This window comes from Nostoc sp. PA-18-2419 (assembly GCF_005869855.1).
GTDB lineage: Bacteria > Cyanobacteriota > Cyanobacteriia > Cyanobacteriales > Nostocaceae > Nostoc.
Genome location: NZ_SZNH01000009.1, coordinates 139,660 through 164,618 on the forward strand (window position 1 = coordinate 139,660; position 24,959 = coordinate 164,618).

Below are 24,959 nucleotides of genomic sequence, written 5' to 3' on the forward strand. Positions count from 1 at the left end.
TCTCGTTTATGCCCAAAGGGTGGAAATGCATTGAGCGAACCTCTGCCTCGCTTTCATCTAACCTTACATCATAAAATCATGCAAGAAACTTTAGAAAAACTGGTACTACCAGAAATTGCTCCTGCAACTGATGAGGTAATAATTGCCTATCTACGTCAGTCTTACAAAATTGCAGAAATCGCAGTCCAAGCTGAACAGGACGCCTTAATTTTGGCAGTTTGCAAACAACTTAATATCACTGTAACCGAGGAGGAATTGCAAGCAAAGGGAGATGCCTTTCGCCTAGAATACAAGTTGCTAGGTGCTTCAGAAACTCTCGCTTGGCTGACGAAACAGCGAATCACCGTAGACGATTGGTCGCAAGGCATACGAGTATCCCTACTGAGGCAGAAGTTGAAACAACATCTTTTCGGCGATGCTGTTGATGCTCATTATATGAACAACCGGGACGATCACCGCCGTCTTGCTCTCTCTCAAATTTTAGTCCGTGACTTGACAGAAGCCTTTCAAATAGCCCAAGTGCTGCGCCAAGAAAACGCTTCTTTTTGTGCATTAGCGTTGCAACACTCCAAAGGTAAACAGTCTAAAGACAATGGCGGATTTGCTGGAGTCCGGTTTATAGCAGAACTATTACCGGAGATTGTCAAGGCTGTTGCCAAAGCTAAGGAAAGTGAAATCATAGGCCCAATTCAGACGAAGTTGGGTTATCACATATTGAGAGTCGAGAAATGGTTTCCTGCTGAATTTAACCAAGTTAGAGAGCAAGTCTTAGATTCGCTGTTTCAGGCTTGGTTGCAACGAAGAAGTCAGCTTGAACAGGATGGCCAATAGCGTCAATAATTTTATAATTGGGTAATTTAAAACGGTTGTGCAAAGTGTTTAGCTGCTTCTGAATCAACTCAGAAGCAGTTTTTTTATTGCCTTAATTTTTTCAGAAAGAATATTCCCCATAAAAATCAATACAGTTCATATAAGCCCAAAACCCTGATATAGAGAGGCGATTTGTCGCGTCTTGAAAGACCAATCATCTACACCAATAGCCCTTAACTGAACCGTATTGCCATAAAAATTAGATTTAATCCAGAAAAAATGTTTAGCTTTTTGTCTCAATCGAGACTGATATTACCTTACATCACTCATCTTTTTACCGTGAACTTACTCAAAGATTTTAAAGCAGCTTTATTCTTCATAATTAGGCTTTTATATTTAATGTATTTTCTGGCTATTACATTAATTTTTAAATAAATAACAAGTCATATTTGATACATTTTTGATTTTTTTACCTATTAATTTTATGTCTATTTCAGTTATTGAAAGATTACTTTTCTGTTACTTTCTGCGGAAGTACTTTCGTTTTTAGAGCGTAAGTYATATAGTCCTTGTAATCGAAGGTTGTTATTATATTATTAGCCATAATTTTTAGACAAAAAATTATCTTTTTGTCTCGATTTTTAATTAAAATAATATTTTTTTCATTTAATATCAAAAATCTAGCTTGTATTTTTATATTTTTATAAATTCGCCCCTAAAAAATTAGTTATTTAATGTCTCCAAAAGTAGTTAGTAAATATTGTCTGTTAAATATAAACAGGATTAAATAGTAAATAAGGGCGAGAAAAATAAAAACCTAACCCCAGCTAAAAAACTTAACTTTTGAGAAAATCAACAATGGCTACTATCAAAATATCTGACTTACATCCTGCTGGCTCTGAATTTTTTATCGATTCTGAAAGTTATCTAAATGATTTGACAGAAAATGAAATTGAAAATCTAACTGGCGCAGGTTGGTATATTCGTTTTTCATTTAATAATAGGGGTATACAAGTTTGCTTTAGTTGGGCGTGGGGTTAATTAACATCTAACAAAAAACAAAAATTTTACAATGATTTACTAGATTTAGTCACAAATATCTACTTTATCTAGTAAACCAATTTTAATTCATGATTTACAAACAATGGAGATTTGAAGAATGGCTACTATCAAAATCAACAATCTTAATGCTTCTGGATCTGACCTTTTCAATGATTCTGAAAGCTTCCTTAATGAGTTAACAGAAGATGAACTAAATGTAACAAAAGGTGGAAGTACTCCTTTCTGTATCACGATTGTTGTTAGTGTTGTTGTTTACGGTAAATACAGAGGTTGGTGGTAATCATATAAAGCACTATACAAGCACCATTCAGTATTGAATGGCTATATCTAAATCCTCCATAAATTACAAAAAAGGAAATTCAACAATGGCTACTATCAAAATTTCTGATTTGCATCCCGCAGGATCTGAACTTTTCGTTGATTCTGAAAGCTATCTCAATAATTTGACTGACGAAGAACTGAATAGGACACAGGGTGGAAGTAGCTTTGGATGCATTTGGATTTCTGTACAGGTTTCTATAGTGACATATAAAGCATATCAAGGCTATCAAGCAGGCAGACGCGCACGATGATAATGCAAGCTGCATATATTATGTCTAGCATTCCGTTAATATCACACTAAAGAGTTTTTTTGGAGCAAATATAAATGGCTACTATCAAAATTTTTGACTTGCATCCCGCTGGTTCTGAACTGTTTTTGGATTCCGAAAGCTATCTGAATGATTTAACAGATGATGAACTTAATTCAACACAAGGTGGTCTCTCACCGTTGACTATATCTAGTTGGTGGTGTGCGGGTGCTATTGCTTACAGTGTCACATATGCTTGGGGTCGTTGGGGTCCAAAGTGACAATTAAAAGAATTATCTAATCTAAGATTTTAAGATTTGAGTATAAAAACTATTAATAAATCCTCAAAAGATTGAATCTCAGATAATTTTTCAGTAACTTATAAGATTATGGATTTAATATTATAATCCTATTTGTTACATCCTAATTAATAAGAGTTTCTAACTTTTCAATATCCAGGTAGTCAAAATGCCTAAAATACCATTGAATAATTCATTGTTTTTCCCTGTTATTATATTAGCCCTTTGTGGTTTATTTGGGTATTTGCATGGAAAACATGATAGAAAGTCTTCATTCAACCATAACCAACAAATACAACAAGTTTATCCAACATCACTTACTCATAAAAATCAACTAGGCTAAAAACTAGAAATAGTGCTATTGATTTTAGAAAAAGTTTTGTTTACTAAGGTAAGGAAAGTATTCTCATATGGCTACAATCAAAATCAATAATCTGAATGTCACTGGTTATGAACTTTTCAATGATTCTGAAAGCTATCTCAATGATTTAACAGATGATGAAATCAGTTTGACACAAGGTGGAAGTAGCCTTCTGTGTTATTACGGTATTATAGCTAGTATGTATGCCGCTCGTTCTGGCATTGGATGTGTTAATGCTGCTAATGCTATTGTGATAGCAGGCTATAACTACGGAAAAAATAAAAAGTGGTGGTAAAGATAATTTTGTAATAACTTTGCCTCATTACAAGCTGAAATTTATACATAGATAAACAAAGCTCTCTGATAGTTATCAGAGGGCTTGTTATCTTAAAGAAAATTAGATTATCGATTAATCTATCTAATTTACTGACTCAATATTGCTCAAAACTTCTAGTTCCTCAACTTGTTGCTTTATCCATTCACTAAACAAATCTGACATAATCTGATAGCGCAACTTATCATCCAACTCTGGTTGAATAAGTTCCTCAACCAAAATCAGATGTATACCCTTAGAAGTCACTATTGGCTTAAGAACCTGCGGAGGCTTACTAGCAAACACAGCCGCCGAAATCTCCGCTTTTAACTCTTTACGTCGCACAATTCCCCGATATCCTCCTACGCGGCGTAATTCCTGATCTTGAATGTATTGATGAGCAACTTCAGGAAAACTCACCTCCCCTTCTCGTAATTCATAAAAAAGTTCCATACCCAAATCTTTGTCATCCAAGATTACTTCGTATATTACAGCCCCACCATAATCTAATTGATGTTCAAAAAACCAAGATTCTACTTTTTTGCCAAACAGATATTCTGCTAGCTTCCCAGAGATAACATTGGTATAAACCATCTCCTCAAAATCATCAACAGACAAGCTATTTTTCTGTAACCATAGCAAGGTTTCGTCAGCACTTCTGAGTTTGCTCAGTAACCGGATATTGTCTGCTGACTGTTGCAATTCTTCAGCATCTACTTCAATACCTGCCTCAGCAGCAGCAGAAATAATAATCTTACGGGTAACAATTTGTTCAATCAATGAGGGAATTTGACAAGAAAGTTTGACTTGGTGAAGAATATCATGTATGGAGATAGTAATAGCTTGTGGCATAAGGTAGATCCTAATTAATTGAAAAGAATTGAAAGCAGAGGCTCTAATTTTTTGAAGATATTACCAAGTAGAACCTAAAAAATGAAAGAGGTGAAGCCTACTTTTTAGGCTTTGTTTATATAGCCCCAGGCTTCTAGCCTATGAGCTTGTGTTTGAACACATTTACAGTTTTAAATCGCCTTGTTGTAACTTCTTAAATGGATCAATCAGTAAATCAATAATCCGACGCTGACGGATAATGACTTCAGCCGTTGCTGGTTGTCCTGATTTGAAGGAAATACATTTACTTTCTGGCTGAATGCAATTTTGACTGAGTTCAACTTCCAAATCATAAGTAGTTAAATTTCCTTCGGCTGTTTGTGTAATTTTAGAATCTGGTGAAACTCGACTCAGTTTACCTTGTACAACTCCATAATCTTGAAAGGGATATTCATCAAACTTTAGTTTAACTTTTTTGTGTTGATTACCTGACCGGATCGACTCACTTTCAGATGTAGGAATTTGTCCTCTAAACACCAGACGAGTTCCTTTTGGTGCAATTTCGGCAATTAGTTCTTTTGGTTGTACGACTGCTCCTTCTCGCTTAATTGGAAGTTGAAAAATTGTGCCATCAAATGGTGCATGAATGACATATTTTGCTAACTGCTCCTTCAACGATTTGATTTGACTTTTAGATTGTTCGATTTCTGATTGTAAGCTGGTAATTTGTGAGTTCAACTCATTAACTTGCTGTTGGCTCCTAGAAATAGCTAATTTTCCTGCTTCTAACAAACTTTGGTAGCTGCGTTTTTGCTCTTGCAGGCGTAAAGCGGCTTGTTGAATGTCTGACTCTGCTTGATGAATAATACTCGCATAGCGTCTTTGTTGTTCTTGCAAACGTAACTCAGCTTGTTTAATATCTGACTCTGATTGATTTAGCAAACGCAAATTTTCTTTTCTCATTGCTTCCATCTCTTTAACTTTGATGTAAGGAACGGCTCCTTGCAAAAAAAGGTTTTGGTAGCGTTCCTCTTCAATCTGAGCATCAATTAACCGACTAGTCGCTAATCTATAAACTGTTTGACTATCAAGAATAGCTTGTTTTGCTTGGTCAATAGGAGCAAGTTTTTCTACTTTTTGTAGGTTATAAGAGGCATTTACAGAATTGAGATTTTGCCGCGCTTGTTCTACTTGTGTAAGTTTTTCCAATTCTTGAGCTTTGTTTTGTTGCTGTTGAGAATTTAGAGCCAAAATTAACTGATTTTTAAACACATTTAACTGTGCTAATCTGTTCTGTTGACCTTCTAATTTTGTCCCTTGTTGTTGGAGTTCATCTCGTACTGATTTGGAGTCAAGTTCCATTAAAACTTGTCCGGCTTTGACATCATCACCTTCCTTAACATACACTGCCATAACTGCGATCGCTCCCGGTATATCTGCCTCTCGTTTGACAGTATCTCCATTTAGTTCTAATCGTCCTCTAGCAGTACCTGTTTCATCGACTTTATAAAGTATTGCCCAAGGCAAAATAATGGCTATAAATGCTACCAAAAAATACAGTAATCCCCGTGTCCAAATGCGTGGTAGAGTATCCAATAGTTCTTGAGTTGCACCAGACCAATCATCACTAGAAATAACTAAAGCATCATTTAAACGAGGATTGAGATTTGGATTGGCTAGATTTTCGTTGCTGTTATCTGAATTGAAATCTGGTAAAAAGTCAGAGTGAGAAATGTAAGTCATGGTTGAATTTCAAAATTGTTGATTGTTTTATTTAGTTCATCTCATCTCGTTGCTGCTGAGTGAGATAGAAGTAGTAGCCTTCTTTGACCATCAGTTGTTTATGGGTTCCGCTTTCAACTAAAACACCATCTTTTAGTGCCAAAATTAAATCAGCATTACGCACTGTAGATAGACGATGGGCAATAATTAACGTGGTGCGACCTTGACGAATTTTGTTTAAATTCGTTTGGATAATTTGTTCTGATTCAGCATCAAGGTGGCTAGTGGCTTCATCAAAAATCAATATTTGAGGATTGCCCAACAAAGCACGAGCGATCGCTATTCTTTGTCGTTGTCCACCCGATAACATTCCTCCACCTTCACCAATTCGCGTTTCATAGCCCATCGGCATTTGTTTAATAAATTTATGTGCCCCTGCAAAACGAGCTACTTCCATAATTTCTTCGAGGGTAGCTGACGGATAACTAATAGCAATGTTTTCTCGAATAGTACCGCCAAATAAAAATGTGTCTTGGTCAACTACACCGATTTGAGAACGCAGCGATCGCAATGATAAACTGGTGATATCTTGACCATCAATCAATAGTTTCCCATCAGTGGGTGGATAAAGACCCAAAACCAGTTTAGAAATTGTTGTTTTCCCAGAACCACTGCGTCCCACAAGCGCTACTGTTTGCCCAGGCTTTACCTGAAAACTGAGATTTTGCAAAATATTAATTTCACTTTCTACTTGATAGCGAAATGTCACATTTTCAAAGCAAACATCACCTTTTAAATTAGGTAAAGATTGACGGGGTGACAAATGCAAGTCTTCTTCTGGTTCTGCTTGAATAACATCATGGATGCGTTCAATCGCAATCACAACTTCTTGGATCTCATTCCACAATACAGCCAATCGTTGGAAAGGATGAATAATATTGCCAAGCAACATATTAAAAGCAACTAGCTGACCAATAGTCAGGTTTTCATGAATTACTTGCCAAGCACCAAACCAAAGCAACCCCGTATTTGCCAATGTTTCGATTACAGAACTGAACATCTGAAGCCGAATCTGAATCACTTGTCCAACAAAGTTACTTTTTACTGACTTATTAAGCAGTTCTTCCCAATGCCAGCGAACAGTTTGTTCTACTGCTAAAGATTTCACAGTACGAACACCAGTTAGAGCTTCGATCAGATAGCTACTTTCAGCAGAAAAAGTGGTAAATATCTCTCTGGAAACTCGTTGTAAAAAGGGTGTGGCAATCAATGCTATAAAAACAAACGGTGGGACGATAATTAACGCACCCAGTGCCATTTTCCAGCTATACCAAAACATTAATCCCAAGTAGATAAATACCGTGAGTAAATCAAGCAAAATTGACAGGGCTTCACCAGTTAGAAACCGTTGAATTTTACGATTTTCCTGCACACGAGAGATGATGTCTCCTACATAACGTGACTCAAAAAAGCTGAGTGGTAACCGGAAAGTATGTCGAATAAAACCAACAATCAATGACACATCTACCCTGTTGGCTGTTTGGTCTAGTAGATATTGCCGCAAACCAATCATGGCGACACGGAACAAGCTAAAAATCAGTAAACCTAATCCCACCGTTGTCAAAGTCAACTCAGATCGCTGTACAACCACACGATCTAAAATCAACTGGGTAAACAGTGGCGTAATTAATCCAAAAATCTGAATAAAGACCGAAGCAATAAATACTTCTAACAGCACAAGCCAGTGGGGTTTGACCAACTCAAATAACTGCCAAAAAGGAGTACTATCATTTTTAGTTTGTTTGACTAAGACTGTGGGTTCCAATAACAAGGTATTGCCAGTCCAGCCAGCTTTGAATTCTGCGTAGCTGAGGCTGCGTTGACCGATGGCAGGATCAGCTAAAATTACCTGTTTCGAGGTCACTTTGTAGACAACGACGTAGTGATTGCCTTCCCAGTGGGCGATCGCCGGCAAAGATTGTTCAGCTAGTTTGTCTAGGCTGGCTTTTACAGGTCGAGTTGAAAAACCGATGCTTTCTGCTGCTGCTACCAACCCCCGCAGCGAAGCACMATTGCGGTCAACATTAGCTAAGTCCCGCAACCGATTGACACTAAAACGCTTACCCCAGTAACGAGCAACCATAACCATACTTGCTGCACCGCAATCAGAAGCACTCTGCTGTGCAAAAAAGGGATAGCGCTGAGTCAGACCTTGCCATAAATGACCAACTTGTAAAGTTGGACTGGGGAAGTAAGCCTTACTAATCTTTTTCTGCTGACGTACAGACTCAGAAACTTGTAAAGATGTGGCTTGGTGCTGTTTAGTATCTTCCCATCTACTTTGGTTCTCCTCCACTTTAAAAGCAGGATGAGGATCGCTAAGATAATTGAGGCCATTTAGCGGCAAATTTCGGTGAACTGCTTGCTGATAAAGATGCTGACGGATAGCAGGATATTTGCGGTATAGCTTTATGAGACACTGTTCAGGAACAAAGCAGATAGTTGGTGCATCCTTAGCAGCTTTTACTGAATAAGGCTGCCAAGATTTTTCTGGGAACAATGTTAATTCACCAAATGACTCTCCTGTATTTAGTGCAATAGGGCGTGAATTATCATGACTATCGATTAACCTGGTCTTACCTAAAATAATTATGTGTATACCAGATTCAGCTTTTTCTGATGACCAGAATTCTTTTAATGCTGTAGGGTTTATGATTTTAATGTGTTGGTGCAACACTAAAAAATCTTTTTCAGTCAAAGACTGTCCTAATGCCTTTGCAATCAGGTCACTATAAACCAAGGAATTAGATGAATTTTCAAGCATAGTTGCAATCTCAATTGATTAAATGAAATTGCCACAGACCAGGATTGGGTTCTGAGGTTTCTGTTAAATCGTTAATCACAAGCCGATTATCACTGTTATTGTGTTTCAATTCATTGGCTTGTACAGGAGTAGGTCGAGTAGATAAACCCATGTCTTTGAGCAGACGATTGATGTGACGAACACCTACTTCAATACCCAATTCCTTTGCTAGATGCTTGCTTAACCATTGTGCTGTCCAACACCGAAATGGATAGCCAAAATCTTTTGGACTATGGCTTATTAATTCCTTCAATCGCTCCTGATACTGGTTACTGACTATTTTTGGTCTACCAAGAGGAAAGGAGTTCCAATTGTGAGCTTCACCTGATTTAGCTATCAAAAGCCAGTGTCGGACTGTCACCCGCGAACAGTTTAGTAATTGACAGATTTGACTCTGCGTTTTTCCTTCATCTGCTAACAGCATGATTTGGATGCGCTGACGGTATTTTTTAGATAAGTCTTCTTGTTCTAAAATTTTTTGCAGTGCTTTTCGCTGGAAGGAAGTCAGGTAATTTTGCTGAATAGAGAAATTTTCTGAGTTAAACTGATTGCTTTGCTCCATATTTCGGCTATATTTTATGTCCTACTACTTTATTTGGGGACAAAATGATAGCAATATGAGGGTAGTATGATTTTTAAGAAAACAATTTTATGCTCAACTTCCCCCGTTGACAAAATTTGTGTGCCATGGATTGCAATAATTTCAAGGATTTTGATTCAGAGTTTACTGTTATCACTCGAATTTACCTTGACAATACATTCTTGTTTAATTTGAGCTTGTTTCCAATCATCCTCATCAAATAAAATCAGAGCTAAATGAGAATGCATATGCCATTTATGCGAATATCAAAGCCTGTATTCCTCTCAACACAGGCTTTTGAGGTATATTTGGTACTTTCGTACAGGCGGAAGTTTAGATTAGTACATCACTGCTGAGTTGAAAGCATTATCGAACCAATGAATGCTTCTTGTGCTAATGATTCTTTGCCTAATTCTTTGAGTAAATTATTCCAAGCTGCTTGAATACCTGCATCATTTGGGTATTGGAAATGCAATTCTGCCACATCATTGACTGCATCATACCAAAGATTATTTTTAGTATAAAAAAGAAGTTTTTGTGACTCGTCTGTTTGGAGATTTTGCAAACGCCGAACGTCAATTATTTTGCGTTGTATCCAGCCATCGACAACGATATCCGGTTCATTACTACGACTGGTATAACAGTTGACCAGCAAATACCAACGGTAATTTTGGTTGAGATCTAGTAAGTTTTGGGAATTTGTGGGTAGGGTAATTTTGAGCAGTCCTGGTTTTGTAGTCAGCTTAATTGTTGTTTGGTAAATAGTTTTGTGTTCTTGCCCATCAAGTAGTAAAAATTCTGCATGTTTAACATCGTCCTGGCTGTAAGGGACGTAAAACCAAAAGCTGGGATATGGAGAGGCTGTAAAATCGTTACCATTGTTGGCGTTAAGCACTGTCAGGGGTTTGTTTGTTTGCTTGCACGTCGCTTCTGGGCGTGTTGTTCCGGGTGTCGAATTTCCTTTCGGCGTACCTGTAGTAGGTGGTTGTGGTGGCGGGGAAGTTGCAGATAAATTTGGTTGTTTAACTCCTTGTACAGCTAACGTCAAAATACCAGCATAAATAAACCTAACAAAAATCTCAGCTTGTTTCATGTCTGTTGTTTACTTTTGATGTCATCAGTAAATATGCATAAAATTTGAGCGGCGAAAATCAGCCTGCAGAAATTCATTAGCGCACAGATAATCTATCGGTGTTTATCTGTAGTTTTATTCAAAAATTAATGTTTTTTGTTTAGCGATACAGTCTGCTGTAAACCGCATTACTCACCCAGATAACACCCCAAGGTACGACCAAAGCGGTAATTCCTGGAATCAATGGTATCCATCCGCCCAAAGAGAAGATACTCCAGCAGATTCCGTATAAGATAGCACCGCATATACAAAGTGCCAAGCCTCGGTGAAGTGAGATTTTCACATGCCAAACCACAATACTTCCCGTCAGTGACCAGCAAAATATCCATAGGGTTTCACTCCATTTTGGTAGCCACCATAATAGTGGTCTGTGGTCTTCGACGGTACTGAGTAATTGACTAACGACATGGGCATGAATGTAAAGCGATCGCATTTCACCATAGGGTGTCTGATGCGGGTCTTTGACGCTTGGTGCAACAACACCGATGAGGACAACTCTATCTTTCACCCAAGCAGGGTTAAAGCGATCGCCATCGGCATTCAAAATATCTCTTATGGTGACTTGTTGAGCAATATGAATTGGGTCTAAAGTATGGCGATAATTAATCAGCAGTTGATTTCCCCGTGCATCTAAGTTTTGATATCCACCGCTAGATTTTTCTAGACGTTTGATGACAGATGTGCCTAATTTCCAATCATCTTTAAAGGTTGTTACTGGAATTTTTTTAGCATTGAGATATTGATATGCTAATTGCCAAGCAAACGAATATTTTGCAGTACAAGGAGAAGCTTCAGATATCGGATTTTCGCTCCGGGATAAAAGATAGCGCCGGACTGTTGTATCTTGGTTGTTAGTTTGCTCTTTATCATTGTATAAGTCAACAAAACCTACTTGAATTTCTGGACTTGGAGATGGAGGTGAAATGCTTTGTTCAGGACTATTATTGAATGTACATATACCGATTAAATTATGATTTTTACGAAAATGATTAATTAGTCCTTGATGATTAACTGTATCGTTAATCGGTACAGGTGAATCGCGGACAATGCTCAAGCCAACAGCTGCGGGTTGATGCTGCTGCAATTTGTCTAAAAGCTGATTTATTATAGTATCTGGCAGTGGATAACCATAGGTGCGGATATCCTTTTCATCTGCACCAACAATTAATAGACGACTATCTTCTGATTCCGGTGATCGCATCTGCATTAGATAGTCAAATGCTTTTATTTCTGCATACTGGAATAACCCTAAACATCTAATTAATATCACTACAATCGTGACAACTAAACTGAAAAATAATACTTTAGAATTAAGTTTTAACTGCTGTGAATAATGTGAAGTATATTTCTTGATTTCCTGGTTTTTATCTCTTAATTTTTCCCAAGTAGGTGAAATGACTGCTGGATTTTGACAAATTACTGGCAACCAACTTGCAGCCGGAAATTCACTTTCTAAACCCTGTAACTTTTCTCGTGCATGTCGTACTGATAAATAAAATGATTCACCTTGAGCAAAATTTATTAAAAAGTTCTTCAAAAACTCCTGCGCTACTTGATCCGGTATTCTTTCACGCATGATAATAATTTGGGGAATATGCAAATTCTCTAATTTTTGTGCTAATACAAAACCATCACAAGAGTTAAAAATTGCTATTTGTAAACCATTTTTCAAAGCTTTTTTTAAAGCATTAGTCAAATAACTGATATTTAGATATTCATTTTTATTGATATGTATATATCCACTATTTTTTTCATAACTACTATAACTATGACCAGCAAAGTATAAAATATTCCATCCTTGGTTATCCCAAAGAATTGTATCTAGTTCTGAATGTTTGGGTTCTACTAAAAATACTGTTTTAGCAGATGGTAAACTTTCTAAGATTCTCCTATCTGCATCAATATTTATTCCTTTACTCTCACCTAAAACTGCTAATATTTTTACTTGTTGCGTATATTTTGTCACCTGAGTTATAGTTTCAAATTCGATGGAACTTAAACCAACTTCTGCTTTAGGATAATCACTAAAAAAACACCAAAGATGCCAAGGAAGTTTTCTAAGCAATATATCTTCTGTTTGAATAATAAAACGGATTTCATCATCGCTGCTCAATTGCATTCGTAATTGGCGCTCAATGTGGCGAAACTCTTCAGCATCTAGCCAGATATCAATTTGCTTTTGTAACTCCTGACATACTTCATAAAAATCTACATCAGAAAAGTGAGTCACATCAGCATCATCAATTTTGATATCTTCATCGCTAGGCTGAGATTGACGTAAACCTACATTTATATAACGAAATTCGTAGATTAACTCATATAATAATTGCCAACGCCGATATAGGTCAACAAGAGTTAGGCTAGCTGGTAAATTACCTTGAAATTGGTTCCATTGTGAATTACCTTCTTCTTGTAGATGCCCGTCAAGTGACTTCTCATCGAATAACTGAACACTCACAAAAGGAAAGCCTGAGTGCAAGTTACCTTTTCCCAGGTTTAAGATAACTAACTTACTCATTGCTGTGTAAATGTAAGTGGTTCAATTAAGAATTCTTCAGTCACACTTAACTCATCAATACTCACCTGAATTTTAAATATTTTACCTGCTGGACAAATAAATCGTTTCAATTGAATAAAGTTATCTTGAGTCCGCGATTTAATTTCTTGAATTATAGAATCTGATTGAGAAATTAAAACTAGTTTGATATTAAATGGTAAGTAAGTTTTTCCTTGAGCTGGATGCAGTTGGACGCGCACAGCTATCCTATCATTTTCTGGTGTCAAGCCAATCAAAAGTGCAACTGATTGATTACTCAATCGCATTTCCAAATCTATGAGTTTGATAGCGTCTACAGATGTACCTTTAGCTGCTATCTCATGGTATCTGAAACTATAAGGTAAATTTCTAGATTCTTGATTAAATAGTGTGTTTAGAGATTGCCAACCATTATCGAAGGAATTTTGTAACCATTTGCTCAAGTTGTTTGTTTTTACTTGACTTTTTGTCACCAATCTACCTATCCGTCGCTGATATAACTGTTGTCGCCATTCATCATTATTGATTAGTGCTGCCCACTGTGCAAATGGAATATCGACTCGCAAACGTGGAGAATAAATAGATGCATCTCCTAACAACTCTAAGAAATTTTGAGCATCAAGCTCAGATAAAATTGGTAATTCTGGGATTTCCTCACGCATTTGCATATCTAATGTTAGCTGCATAACTGTGAGGCTTTTGGTTAACTTGTGTATTGGTAATATATAAGTGCGATCGCGTGGTTCGTACTTGCCCAACTGTTTGATTTGACGGTGTGTCGCAAACCCCTGTATTGTTAATGTACATTCCTCTGGATTTGGTTCTAAATCAACCTCTACGGCTAAGTAATAGTCACTTACTAAAGTGGGGATATCTAGCCACTCTTGAGGAACTCGCAGTGATTCTGAATCTATGTTTTCGTAAGGGATAAGTAGAATTCGCCGCCTACCAATCCCGATTGCAACACCATTTACTATTTCTAAAATGCTGTATAAGCCTTCTTCACTAGGATAAATTGAAGAATTAGAGAACGCTTCATCAGATTCGTAATTTAACCAGCTTAAAAATGTATATAAGCAAACTCGATTCAAATAAGCATTGTACTGTGCTATTTTATGAGAATGCTGTTGTGCCTCTTTCCAAGCTTGCTGTTGTATAGAGGTAGGTATTTGCAACAATAATTGGTTGTTCAAAGCTAATTTGGTTTGTTTATTATTGTATCTATTATAAAATGTATACATCATAACATTTTTGGTAAATTTTAGGTCAATGTTAACTGTTGAGCTTGTAAGCATATATTATCCTTGGGGATATATTTATATTGTTTAATTAGCCAGATTTTTAAAAACTTTATAATCATTAAATCCAGTTCTTTAAGTAATGCAAGTTCTAATTCATAATTTGTTTGGTAGAGTAATTCATTCACTATATCTGGGATAATATAAAGTTGTTTACTAATAGTATCAATATCTAGTTTGTACCCGTAGTAAAGTCGTAATAAATCCTGAGATTGAGTGTTCAGTCGTTTGACGGCTGTAACCAACGCTGCATGAATTAAATCAGAATGATCCGGAGTTTCGTAATTATACTTCAACCACGTTGTTACATATCCTGTAACCCATTGTGGCGGTTGCTTTAATGAATATATTGCATTAATTAGCCTACGTTCAATAGTTTGTAAACGGCGTGCGATCGCTCCTTGCGTAACTGCAAATTTGCCAGCAATTTGTTTTTGATTCCATTCCAATCCATAATACAAATATAGAATTTCTTGTTGGTCTTCATTAAGCGTTAGTAATTCATGTTTTAATATCGCCTGTGTTCGCTGACAAAGGCTTTCTTGCTCAGGTGGGGAATCTTCTATTTCCAGGTAAGAACTTTTATCTGACTCAATTTTATAACTAACTGCATCTATTACTTCCAAAGAAATACTTGGGGTAATTGATTGCGGATAATTTCGCAAAGCAGTAATGCAAATTTCCATCCATCCTTGCAGTTGTTCTCTAGTCACATCTTTACCGACTGCTACTTGATGCGGTGCTATAGCTAGTAGTTTTTCAGCATTGTAATATTCTGCTGCTTCTTGAAAGTCATTGCTGTCTGGTTCTACCCAACGTTGTCCGCTACGAGTTACAGGGTTTTGAATTTTATTGAATTGATAAATTTGTTTAAAATATTTACGCGCAAACAAAAATCTGGAAACCTCCGGTTCATATATACCATATCGAATTAGGGCTTCTTTAAGTTCTTTGTGACTTTTTTTACACAACAACCGCCATTTAGAAAATTTGGCAACTGCACCCTGCTCTTTAATAGTTTTTCGTAAAACTTCAATCATATAAGCGTAAAGTGGCGAAATAGTTGGGTTATACTTCGTCAAAATTTCCCGAAGTTTCACAGGGTCATAAACTAAGCATCTCGCGAAAAAAATATATTCTTCCCAACATTTAGACTGGTTCTCTTTCCATACTTGTGAAGCAGCACGATAGCAACTTTCCTCACAATACAAACTTAGATGCTCCCATGCTTTTTGGATACGGTTTTCTGGCTCCCAATTATACTTTGAGGGCAAGTTATTAAGCGCCATATCAAGCCAGAACTGAACTAAGCCTTGCTCACTTTTTTGATTCAATAATGCTGCAAACTGCTGATGTTGAGTTTTATATAAATCAATATTGCGCTGTAAATGTAGTTCAGGTCTCCATTGAATTGCTCTACGACTCATTGAATTATCTACAGTCATGTACATATAGAATCGATGAACTAAGTGCTCAAGGCGAGATAACACGGGTAACTGATTTAACATTTTGACCTAATTTACACACGCTTCAAGGTTGATTTTTCTGGTTTTTTTACTTAATAAACCGTATAAAAAATAGCCTAACTCTGGTGTGATCTAAAACCTTGCCAATATCTGTTAAATCGAATAGCAGGTATAGGTAGGTAGCCTGTGCTTACATCATGTTTGTCTCCTGCTAAGTGTCACAATTTGTCCAACATCAGGTAATGTTACGTTGTAACTATTAATATCAGTAAAAGTAATTAATTGTGACAGATGGAGAGTTCAAAGTGATTATCAGTAATACCAATTTAAAATAAGAATGTAACAAATCTATGGTTATAAATGTACACCTATCCGCTTCTACACAGATTTATTGCAAAGACTTTAATAACTAGTATAAAATCATACTAATTATTAAAGTCTGATGAGACTGCGGCTTGTTAAGCATGATATTCAAAACAAGAGTTAAGTTTCTTACTTTAATGTTGGGGCGACCTTAGAGGATTTATGCAGTGTCATCCAAAAAGCTACAAATTTAGCTTCTTTATATCTCTACACTAAAGTACAGCGACGATCCAATGCTTGCTGAAGTAAACCTTGATATTCTTCATCTCCTACTCGATAAGCGCCAAACCTTTGCAAATGGGGGTTCATCATTTGGGCATCAAAAAATACAAATTTCCTCTGGCGTAATCTTTCTACCAACTTGACCATTGCCACTTTTGAACCATCAGGAATGCGGTAAAACATCGACTCACCAATGAAAGCACCACCAATGACAATTCCTAAAATTCCCCCAGCTAGTTCATCACCTTGCCAAGTTTCAAAACTATAAGCGTAACCAGTCTGGTAAAGTAGCCAGTAAATCTTTTGCAATTCTGGTGAAATCCAAGTTACTTCGCGGTTAGCACAGCCAGCGACTACAGCGGGAAAATCTTGATTAATCGCCACACTAAAACGCTCTTGATTGAGAACACGCCCCAAAGACTTGGGGTAGCGAAACCTCTCATCCAACGGGATAAAAGTCCGCTCACGACTTCCGAACCAATTGAGGCGATCACACTCATCAGCCATGAGAAAATAGCCTTGAGCATAACCTTGAATAATGGCAGCGATATCATATTGCATAAGTATAAAAAATATTAGAGAAACGCAATTTGATACTAGCAGTCATTCTCTGCGTTCCTCTACATCCACTCTGCGTTGAAGATAAAAAAATGACTGAACCGATCCCACCTATCACCCTACCACGTCCCGAAAATCCGCAACTCGAAGGTGAATGGTTGCGAGAACGTCTGCTGCGGTGGCTGGATGAAGAATTTATTCCAGAAGCAGTTAACCAAAAGATTGCTCAACGAGCCGCACAGATTTTCGTGCGTCAACGGATGGAAGGAGAAAACGACCTTGGTTCTCTGGTAATTGCCATTGTCACAGAGATGCAGTCGTATGATTTTTCTAATAGTTTCTATGGAGAGTTTGCGATCGCTAACGCCGTCAGCGATCTACTCTTAGAAAGTCTGGGAATTGATAAGTGTTGTGGTCAATAATTTTTGTCAGTTGTCCATTGTCATTTGTCCTTTGTTATTGACTAATAACTACCAACTAGACTTAACCACTCCAGGTAAAAGACCTTCATGTGCCCATTCCCGTAGCACATTTCGAGACAGCCCAAAATCGCGGTAAACACCTCTAGAACGACCAGTCAACCAGCAACGGTTACGGCGGCGGCTGGGCGCACTATTCCGAGGTAGCTGTTGAATTTGCCGATGGATTTCTAGCTTATCAAGGGGAGATTCTGCACTTTTGAACTCTTCTAACAGAGCTTCCCGCTTGTCAGCATATTTTTCTACCAATTTGGCGCGTTTTTTCTCGCGCTCAATCATGCTCTTTTTTGCCATATATTCTCTAACTTATTTAAAGACAGCATTTTCCATTCTACAGTCTTCTTTTCAATTCTAGGTTACTTAATATTCTCCACTAGTCTGTCAAATTGAAATTCATCCAGACACAAGTCAACGCAAGGACATGCAAGAGGAGTTTTTTCTTAACCTCTCCCCGTCCCCGCGTCTTTCTCTATTTGCGTCCCCCCTGACCAAGACTACCCTACAATTACTGGCTTATTCGCAGCAGGACATAAATCAGCAAGTTCGCAAGCAATGCAGGCAGGAGAGCGGGCTTTACAAATAGTGCGACCGTGATAAATCAGTCGAATTGACCAATTCTCCCAATCTGATTGCGGCAATAAACCGATTAAATCTTGCTCAATCAAACCGGGATCTTTATGCTCGGTTAAACCCAAACGCTCGCTCAGACGCTTGACGTGAGTATCTACCGTCACCCCAGCATTAATACCATAAGCGTGAGCAAGGACTACATTTGCTGTTTTCCGCGCCACACCTGGAAGCTTTAACAACTGTTCCATTTGGTTGGGAACAACAGAGTCAAACTCGGTGACAATCATTCGACAGGCGGCTTGGATGTTTTTGGCTTTATTGCGATAAAATCCTGTGGAATGCACCAAGTTTTCTAATTCTCCTAAGTCGGCGATCGCTAAACTCGCTGCATCCGGAAACCGACTAAATAATGCTGGGGTGACTTTATTGACTCGCTCATCAGTACATTGAGCCGACAGAATCGTTGCCACCAACAATTGTACTGGTGTTGAGTAGTTCAAAGAGCAAGTAGCATCTGGATAAAGACGCTTCAGTCGAGAGAGAATCTCTACCGCCTTTTGCTTTAAAGATAAAACTTGCTTTTCCCTACTCCTCACTTCCTACTTTCACCTCACGCTTACTGGAGTAACTTTTGTACCCACTCTAATTGACTAGTTAATTGGGTAGTTTCTTTGACTATCAGAAAAATCCCTAGTCCTAAGAGTAGCATTAAACCAGTTTGCATCACACTTTCTTGAATCCGAGCAGGCACAGGCTTACCGCGCAGACCTTCAATTAATAGAAAGGCGAGTTGTCCTCCATCCAAAGCTGGTAAAGGCAAAATGTTAATAATAGCCAAATTTATACTGATAATTGCTGCAAAAGACAAGAGATTTGCGCTATTATCAGCAGCCAATTGTGCGCCTATTTTGACAATATTAACTGGCCCCGAAACTTGTCCTACAGTTTGTTGAAAGTTAGTAATCAACTGCCCAAAACCACTGAGTGTTCCCACAAATAATTGTTGAAACCTGTTGGCAGCAATTCCGAAAATTTCAAAAGGACTGTTAGGACGGCGATAAATTGCTGTAGCATTTGGACTAAGTGCCACACCAACTACACCTTTACCATCAGCTCCCAGTTTTGGTGTTAATTTCAGAGATTGTTGTTGATTTTGACGCTGAATTTTGAGTTCGATTTGCTGATTGGGATGAGTTTGAATTTCTTTTGTTAGCAAAGCTGTTGACTTATCAGAAGCAGGAAGTTCCTTCCCGTTTACAGCCACAATAATATCTCCTTCTCTAATCCCTGCTTGGTAGGCAATAGACTCTTGATTAACAGGCTGTACAATGACACCAGGTTGATAGTTTAATTCTTTGGGAATACCCACAATACCCAATTGCAGAGCTAATACTAAGTACGCAAATATTAAATTTGCTATCACTCCGGCACTGATGACGATCGCCCGATCTAAAATTGGACGGTTACGCAGCAGATTCGGGTCATTGGGTGGAATATCGCTATCGGGGTCATCATCCGGGAAGCCCACGAAGCCACCCAAAGGAAAAGCGCGGACAGCATATTCAGTTTGCGATCCTTGATACTTCCAAAGGACTGGCCCAAAACCCAAAGAAAAGCGGTTAACGAGAATACCTTGAGAACGTGCTGCAACAAAATGTCCCAGTTCGTGTACCAAGATCAGAACAGCCAAGACTGCGATCGCTGCTAAAACTGACATAGAGCAAATTAGTGAAAATATTAAGCTATAGTTATCTCCATTCTAATTGGGCATGAAGGATTGGGCATGAACCAAACAAGGCATTGGGCATTGGTTATTGTTAACTAACAAACGACAAATGACCAATGACTAATGACTAATTACAAAACTTCCCGTCCCAAATAAGGTTGCAGCGCTTCTGGTATCCTTACTGTCCCATCAGCTTGTTGATAATTTTCCAAAATTGCTGCCATCGTCCTTCCCACCGCTAAACCCGAACCGTTGAGAGTATGCACAAACTGAGTCCCCTTCTTCCCCGCTTGTTTAAAACGAATATCAGCCCGTCGCGCCTGAAAGTCGATAATATTTGAACAGCTGGAAATTTCGCGGTATTTTCGAGAAGAAGGCAACCAAACCTCTAAATCATAGGTTTTGGTAGAAGAAAATCCCAAATCTCCAGTACTGAGATTTACTACTCGATAAGGCAACTGCAAAGCCTGTAAAATTGCTTCTGCATTCCCCACCAATTTTTCTAGTTCATCAAAAGAACTGCTAGGTTCAACAAATTTTACCAGTTCCACTTTGTTAAACTGATGCAGACGAATTAAACCCCGCATATCTCGCCCATAACTACCAGCTTCCCGGCGAAAACAGGGAGTATAAGCACAGTAGTAGATAGGCAAATCTTCAGCAGCAATAATTTCGCCCCGATAAAGGTTAGTAAGTGGAACCTCCGCTGTGGGAATCAGCCACAAGTCGTCATCAGCGCATTTAAAGCTTTCTTCAGCAAACTTAGGTAACTGACCAGTCCCCGTCAAAGAGTCAGTATTTACCAACAGCGGTGGACTAACTTCCACATACCCAGCTTGAGTATGAATATTCAGCATAAATTGAATTAATGCCCTTTCCAGTGCTGCGCCAGCACCTATCAATGTCACAAAGCGGCTTTGGGCAATTTTCACAGATCGCTCAACATTAATAATACCTAGCTTTTCACCTATTTCCCAATGAGGAAGAATATTCGGGTTTTGGGGAATATACTCATCACCCCAACGCCGCACTTCTACATTATCTTCCTCATTCTTACCAATGGGTGTAGAGTCGCTTGGTAAGTTGGGAAGTGCTAAAACAAGCTGGACAATTTCAGCTTTCAAGTGTTTTTCCCGGGGTTCGAGTTCGCCCAATCTAGCTTTGACAGAGTTACCTTCATCCCGTAAGGCTTGGATTTCTGGGTCTTGAGCATCGATACCAGATTTTAGCTTTTGCCCAACAATTTTACCAATTTCGTTGCTACGGGCTTGGAGTTGACTGCGCGTTCCCTCTAGTTGCCGTTGTTGCCGATCTAACTGTAATATCGGTTCAATGTCGTATTTACCACTACGACTGTTCAATAGTTCTTGAACTAATTGCGGATTTTCCCGTATTTGCTTGATATCCAGCACAGATTTTTCTCAGTTTATAGCCTATTATCTTCCTGCCAACACCCCAGCATATACTGATTTTGCCTTGCTATGAGCAGAAAAGCAAACATAAAAATTTTGTTCTGCCAATCTTGCCACGGCTAGAAAATTTAAAATCAAAATTTAATGTTAATTCTCTGATTTTCTAAAGTGCGGAGTATTGGCAGGTGAAGGTAGCTATTGCAATCCTTGCATGAGAAAGTGAAAAATATCAGTGGTAGCTATTAACTATATAACAGGTCTGATAAAACTTCTGATATCAGCTTATAGGTGGATGTTAATATCAGCAACTAATGTTACCACTTACGCTATATTTTAAATATTTTGCCAAAGTACAGAATATACATTTGAATTATTTACTATTTAAGGTTTCAGTAAAAAGAGAAAATTAGTCCATAAAATCAGTCAAAAGAAGTATAGATTTTTGGCTAAACTTTTGATAAAAACTATACTTTTTACGCTTTGTTGATACGATTGAGTAACCAAAGCGACCCCACAAGTCCTGCAAAGTGGGCTGATACAGTGTTGGTATTTGCCTGTACAACAAGCATATCTAGACCGCTAATAATTCGGGTGGGATCAAAAAATTGGGTAGTTATCGCTTGGGGAGATATAGATCTTGCTACTAGCGTACCAACGATCGCCTGCGCTCCCAAAAGAGTCACCAGTATTCCTCCTAAATTCAGCCATAGTCCTAAGCGTAATATTTGCACAGTCTCGCTTTTGCGAGGGCGGTTGCTGGGATTGGAAGATTCCAGTTGTTTGCCAATTCTGGTGTAGCGGTAAGCTAAATAAATGCCTACACCTAAAATAACCAGTCCACAAACTGCTAAAAATACGCCAAAGCCAGTCCCAGGATTATTATTAGGACTGCCAGCTCTTTGATTAAAGATGCCAAACAGCAGCACAATTATGGCAGAAACAACACCTAACACTAGCTGAATCCAAAAGCTAATCCAGCCTGCAAGGCGGAAGGTTTGGGCAATTGCCCGGAGATTAGAGGAAGATGACGAGGCATTGGGAGTTTGTGACATGTTGAATCACCAATGTGCTGGGTGCTTTTAACAAAGACAAGCAGTAAAGAAAGAAATTGTTTTTTCATTCATAGTGAGGCTGCACTGTCCGTGTGGATATTTTGAATCCTATGACAGTTTGATGCAAAAAGTTCTTTAAAAGCAACTCCCTGACGCTAACTACAATCAGTTATGGATCGAACAAACACTTTCTTCCTCACTTACTGTGTTTCTTGAAAGCGTCAGAGTATCTCCTGGTGTATTCGTTTTGTTTTTCCTCACTTAGGCTGCTTTTGATAAATTTATTATCACATTTACTAGATAGCACTAGAGGATCTCAAGTCTAGAAAATCAGTAATAGTTACTGCTCAGCTATGTCCAAAGGCGTAGCACTTTGAACTAAACATATTTTTTCGCTTAAATTTTTAAAATTTGTTTTGGAAAAATCACTGTAAAACAAAGTGTTTATTAAGTTGTACAGACAAAATAGCATTTTACCTGTAAAATTTTTTGGATGGTATCTTATTGCTTAAGCAGTTCTAGCAAGCTCGGCATCACTTAACACCAAAACGGTGACTTCAACACTGTCTGTTCCCTCCTCAACATACCTGATTTAGTTTGAGTAGGAGTATACTATCCTGTCTTTAAAACTCACAAACTACTCCCACGATTTTCACAGGTGTGGGTAATAATTTGGTGTTTTCGCTTTGGAAATCTGACTTAAGTAGCTTTATATATATTACTCATTTTAGAGTAGCAGTATATACTGACTATGAAAATTGTAGACCTTACCCTAAGGCGCTTTTTTAGCCATTCACTAACTATGAAACTTGAGGATATATATCAATTCTTTGAAAATCCTCCGCCAACTTACCTTTGTCAGGAATTAGCACTTTGTTACATACTGTCCATTTTGTTAGAGGGCGAATCCTACGGAACTGAGTTAATCCAACGATTAGAAATTGAATATCCTACCTATAGACTTTCGGATACTGTACTTTATAGTGCAATTAAGTTTCTGGAAGATGAAAAGGCAATTAATGGATATTGGAAAAAACTCGAAGGACGGGGACGCCCTAGGCGGATGTACCAAGTTTCTCCAGAATGGCAAGTTCAAGCGCAGGATTTAGCTTTTCTTTGGCAAGACTACATCAACGTGCGAACAAAGTAACGAATAATTGATAATGAATAAGTCTCCTCCAATCAAATAATAACAATTAGTCATGGATACTCCTATTCTGCCATCTACGTTGCTATTAACGTTGTTGTTATCAGTTGGGCTGTTTTTCTTTATTCGTGCTTCGACTAAAGACCGCACACAAACAGCGCACTTGGTATCTGAGCAAGATGAAGCTGCTTTGATGTTTCAATTAAAAGAGTATTTCCAATCGCGGTCTTACCGAGTGGCAGCGGTAGACCGAGAACAAAACGCAGTCACTTTTGAAGGTAATGTTCGTCCTAGTTGGTTCTTAGCAATATTTCTCACTTTGCTAGCAGCTACTGGTATTGTTTGTCTGTCGTTGGTAGTATACCTACTTTTTCCTAGCCTCAGTAGCTTTGTTCTGGCTGTGGTACTGCTGTCGCCTTTGAGTGGTCTGTTTTATTGGAAAAAATCTGGAAGACTTGAGAAGGTGTTGCTCAAGGTAGAAACTACCCAGAGCGAACAAACCTCCTCAAGTAAGATTACTGTAGTTGCCCATCGAGATGAACTCACTGAGTTACGAAGGACTCTACAGTTAAAGGCTGATGAATAATTGTTGGTTTTGACGATCGTTTTTTAACTATGAGATGCTCCGTTTTTGACTGACCTGCTCTTGTAACAATGGAAAGTAGTAAGGAGAAAATGAAGACTGTTGCTTTGTCAGTTTTTTCAGAACTTAATTTCGTCCAAAAAATTTAAATTTAATTCATTTAAATTCTTTGACAAAGCTTGCTTTACAATCTACTAGGGTAAAGAACGCAACTTCACTAGCGCTTTTTACCACGCTTGGCTCTATACCCACTCCCTTCATGCATCTTTCAAACCATTACCAAGCCATACAAGCTAGCGTGGTTTGTAGACACCTTGGCTTTCCAATTACCTCAACTAGGTTGACTGGCAAATCACCTACAAACTAAAAAAATTAAATTTTGCATAAACTTAGCAATTTCGCCAGTTAATTATAGTCAGGAGCGATATTGAGTGTGTGAGATAACCATTTATAGCTCAGCGAGCAGTTAAAGCTAGAGCTTCTTGACCTGTAGGAGCTTCTAAAGTCCTTAAGCTGGGAAACAAGAAATGGTTTTCCTCTACGTATTGAGCACCAAACAGTCCCTTTTCTGCCCAGAAATAACGGTCTGTGGTGTGTTCGTTTCGCTTTACGAGTAGCAACGCAGGTGGCAAAATACCTTCAGCTTGAATGAACCTTCTCGCTGCTGTCACAGGTTTTTCTTCGCCACTTTCGATGCTATATTGAGGCACATGTTCCAGAATCCGCCGTCCTTCCTGGCGACGACGACTTTTTCTTTTGCGTCTCCTTGCCAACCTATTGTCCTCCTCTTTCAAGCTATAGATTGTAGTGATAGCTACAAAATCCGTCGTCATTATAGGAGTTCTAGTTCAAAAAATCAATAGTTTTTTAACTTTTGATCCCATAAAATTAATATATTTAGAAGTATAGATAAAGCAAAACTCTCTAAGGATATAATTCCCTGGTACAAAACACTACTCAGAAGATTTTCGTTAAGCTGTATTAAAAGAATAAGGTAAAAATTAA

24 protein-coding genes are annotated in these 24,959 nt (G+C 38.1%); 9 read left to right on the plus strand and 15 right to left on the minus strand.

Annotated features, from left to right (window positions below; genetic code table 11):
- Positions 1–30 precede the first annotated feature (30 nt).
- From FCR06_RS11865 to FCR06_RS11890, 6 genes are all read left to right on the plus strand, one after another.
- Positions 31–831: a peptidylprolyl isomerase gene (locus FCR06_RS11865; RefSeq protein ID WP_411267997.1), complete on the plus strand. Its 801-nt coding sequence runs from the start codon at positions 31–33 to the stop codon at positions 829–831.
- 837 nt (positions 832–1,668) lie between these two features.
- Positions 1,669–1,851: a hypothetical protein gene (locus FCR06_RS11870; RefSeq protein WP_138499831.1), complete on the plus strand. Its 183-nt coding sequence runs from the start codon at positions 1,669–1,671 to the stop codon at positions 1,849–1,851.
- A gap of 118 nt (positions 1,852–1,969) precedes the next feature.
- Positions 1,970–2,152, plus strand: a complete 183-nt coding sequence (locus tag FCR06_RS11875; protein ID WP_138499833.1) for a hypothetical protein — start codon at positions 1,970–1,972, stop codon at positions 2,150–2,152.
- An 85-nt stretch (positions 2,153–2,237) separates the two neighbouring features.
- Entirely contained in the window at positions 2,238–2,444 is a 207-nt protein-coding gene (locus FCR06_RS11880; protein WP_138499835.1) for a hypothetical protein, read from the plus strand.
- 74 nt (positions 2,445–2,518) lie between these two features.
- Positions 2,519–2,722 (plus strand): hypothetical protein, encoded by a 204-nt coding sequence (locus FCR06_RS11885; protein ID WP_138499837.1) that lies wholly within the window; start codon positions 2,519–2,521, stop codon positions 2,720–2,722.
- 428 nt (positions 2,723–3,150) lie between these two features.
- On the plus strand, positions 3,151–3,396 hold the full coding sequence (locus FCR06_RS11890) for a hypothetical protein (protein ID WP_138499839.1): 246 nt from the start codon (positions 3,151–3,153) through the stop codon (positions 3,394–3,396).
- Positions 3,397–3,519: 123 nt separating this feature from the next.
- On the opposite strand, the gene FCR06_RS11895 is transcribed toward FCR06_RS11890, so the two are convergent.
- From FCR06_RS11895 to aat, 9 genes are all read right to left on the minus strand, one after another.
- Positions 3,520–4,266, minus strand: a complete 747-nt coding sequence (locus FCR06_RS11895) for a peptidylprolyl isomerase (protein WP_138499841.1) — start codon at positions 4,264–4,266, stop codon at positions 3,520–3,522.
- Positions 4,267–4,428: 162 nt separating this feature from the next.
- Positions 4,429–5,988, minus strand: coding sequence for an HlyD family efflux transporter periplasmic adaptor subunit (locus FCR06_RS11900; RefSeq protein ID WP_138499843.1), 1,560 nt, complete (start codon positions 5,986–5,988; stop codon positions 4,429–4,431).
- Positions 5,989–6,019: 31 nt separating this feature from the next.
- A complete protein-coding gene (locus tag FCR06_RS11905; protein WP_138499845.1) occupies positions 6,020–8,791 on the minus strand; it encodes a peptidase domain-containing ABC transporter in 2,772 nt (923 codons plus the stop codon).
- A 10-nt stretch (positions 8,792–8,801) separates the two neighbouring features.
- Positions 8,802–9,392, minus strand: coding sequence for a helix-turn-helix domain-containing protein (locus tag FCR06_RS11910; protein ID WP_138499847.1), 591 nt, complete (start codon positions 9,390–9,392; stop codon positions 8,802–8,804).
- A 364-nt stretch (positions 9,393–9,756) separates the two neighbouring features.
- Positions 9,757–10,503 (minus strand): DUF928 domain-containing protein, encoded by a 747-nt coding sequence (locus FCR06_RS11915; RefSeq protein WP_138499849.1) that lies wholly within the window; start codon positions 10,501–10,503, stop codon positions 9,757–9,759.
- Between the two features lie 139 nt (positions 10,504–10,642).
- Complete coding sequence (locus FCR06_RS11920; protein ID WP_138499851.1) at positions 10,643–13,060, minus strand: CHASE2 domain-containing protein; 2,418 nt, start codon at positions 13,058–13,060, stop codon at positions 10,643–10,645.
- A complete protein-coding gene (locus tag FCR06_RS11925) occupies positions 13,057–14,271 on the minus strand; it encodes a DUF1822 family protein (RefSeq protein WP_189523391.1) in 1,215 nt (404 codons plus the stop codon). The genes FCR06_RS11920 and FCR06_RS11925 overlap by 4 nt, the downstream gene beginning before the upstream one ends.
- Before the next feature lie 68 nt (positions 14,272–14,339).
- Positions 14,340–15,803 (minus strand): sigma-70 family RNA polymerase sigma factor, encoded by a 1,464-nt coding sequence (locus tag FCR06_RS11930; RefSeq protein WP_189523392.1) that lies wholly within the window; start codon positions 15,801–15,803, stop codon positions 14,340–14,342.
- Between the two features lie 609 nt (positions 15,804–16,412).
- Entirely contained in the window at positions 16,413–16,988 is a 576-nt protein-coding gene (aat, locus tag FCR06_RS11935) for a leucyl/phenylalanyl-tRNA--protein transferase (RefSeq protein WP_138499857.1), read from the minus strand.
- An 89-nt stretch (positions 16,989–17,077) separates the two neighbouring features.
- Between aat and FCR06_RS11940 the strand changes: the two genes are divergently transcribed.
- Positions 17,078–17,407 carry a hypothetical protein gene (locus FCR06_RS11940; protein ID WP_138499859.1) on the plus strand — a complete coding sequence of 110 codons (330 nt, stop codon included), beginning with the start codon at positions 17,078–17,080 and terminating at the stop codon, positions 17,405–17,407.
- Between the two features lie 48 nt (positions 17,408–17,455).
- On the opposite strand, the gene rpsN is transcribed toward FCR06_RS11940, so the two are convergent.
- From rpsN to FCR06_RS11965, 5 genes are all read right to left on the minus strand, one after another.
- Complete coding sequence (gene rpsN / locus FCR06_RS11945) at positions 17,456–17,758, minus strand: 30S ribosomal protein S14 (RefSeq protein ID WP_138499861.1); 303 nt, start codon at positions 17,756–17,758, stop codon at positions 17,456–17,458.
- A gap of 200 nt (positions 17,759–17,958) precedes the next feature.
- Positions 17,959–18,630, minus strand: coding sequence for an endonuclease III (gene nth / locus FCR06_RS11950; RefSeq protein ID WP_138499863.1), 672 nt, complete (start codon positions 18,628–18,630; stop codon positions 17,959–17,961).
- Positions 18,631–18,650: 20 nt separating this feature from the next.
- The gene (gene rseP, locus FCR06_RS11955) at positions 18,651–19,751 is read right to left on the minus strand and encodes an RIP metalloprotease RseP (RefSeq protein ID WP_138499865.1); all 1,101 of its coding nucleotides are present in this window, start codon (positions 19,749–19,751) and stop codon (positions 18,651–18,653) included.
- A gap of 140 nt (positions 19,752–19,891) precedes the next feature.
- Positions 19,892–21,172, minus strand: coding sequence for a serine--tRNA ligase (gene serS / locus FCR06_RS11960; RefSeq protein ID WP_138499867.1), 1,281 nt, complete (start codon positions 21,170–21,172; stop codon positions 19,892–19,894).
- A gap of 473 nt (positions 21,173–21,645) precedes the next feature.
- The gene (locus tag FCR06_RS11965; protein ID WP_138499869.1) at positions 21,646–22,224 is read right to left on the minus strand and encodes a DUF3611 family protein; all 579 of its coding nucleotides are present in this window, start codon (positions 22,222–22,224) and stop codon (positions 21,646–21,648) included.
- A gap of 802 nt (positions 22,225–23,026) precedes the next feature.
- Between FCR06_RS11965 and FCR06_RS11970 the strand changes: the two genes are divergently transcribed.
- Together FCR06_RS11970 and FCR06_RS11975 are read left to right on the plus strand one after the other, a co-directional pair.
- The gene (locus FCR06_RS11970) at positions 23,027–23,374 is read left to right on the plus strand and encodes a PadR family transcriptional regulator (protein ID WP_138499871.1); all 348 of its coding nucleotides are present in this window, start codon (positions 23,027–23,029) and stop codon (positions 23,372–23,374) included.
- 52 nt (positions 23,375–23,426) lie between these two features.
- A complete protein-coding gene (locus FCR06_RS11975; RefSeq protein ID WP_138499873.1) occupies positions 23,427–23,957 on the plus strand; it encodes a cofactor assembly of complex C subunit B in 531 nt (176 codons plus the stop codon).
- Between the two features lie 452 nt (positions 23,958–24,409).
- Here FCR06_RS11975 and FCR06_RS11980 read toward each other — a convergent pair whose 3' ends face one another.
- The gene (locus tag FCR06_RS11980) at positions 24,410–24,727 is read right to left on the minus strand and encodes a DUF3155 domain-containing protein (RefSeq protein WP_073642719.1); all 318 of its coding nucleotides are present in this window, start codon (positions 24,725–24,727) and stop codon (positions 24,410–24,412) included.
- Positions 24,728–24,959: the final 232 nt, after the last annotated feature.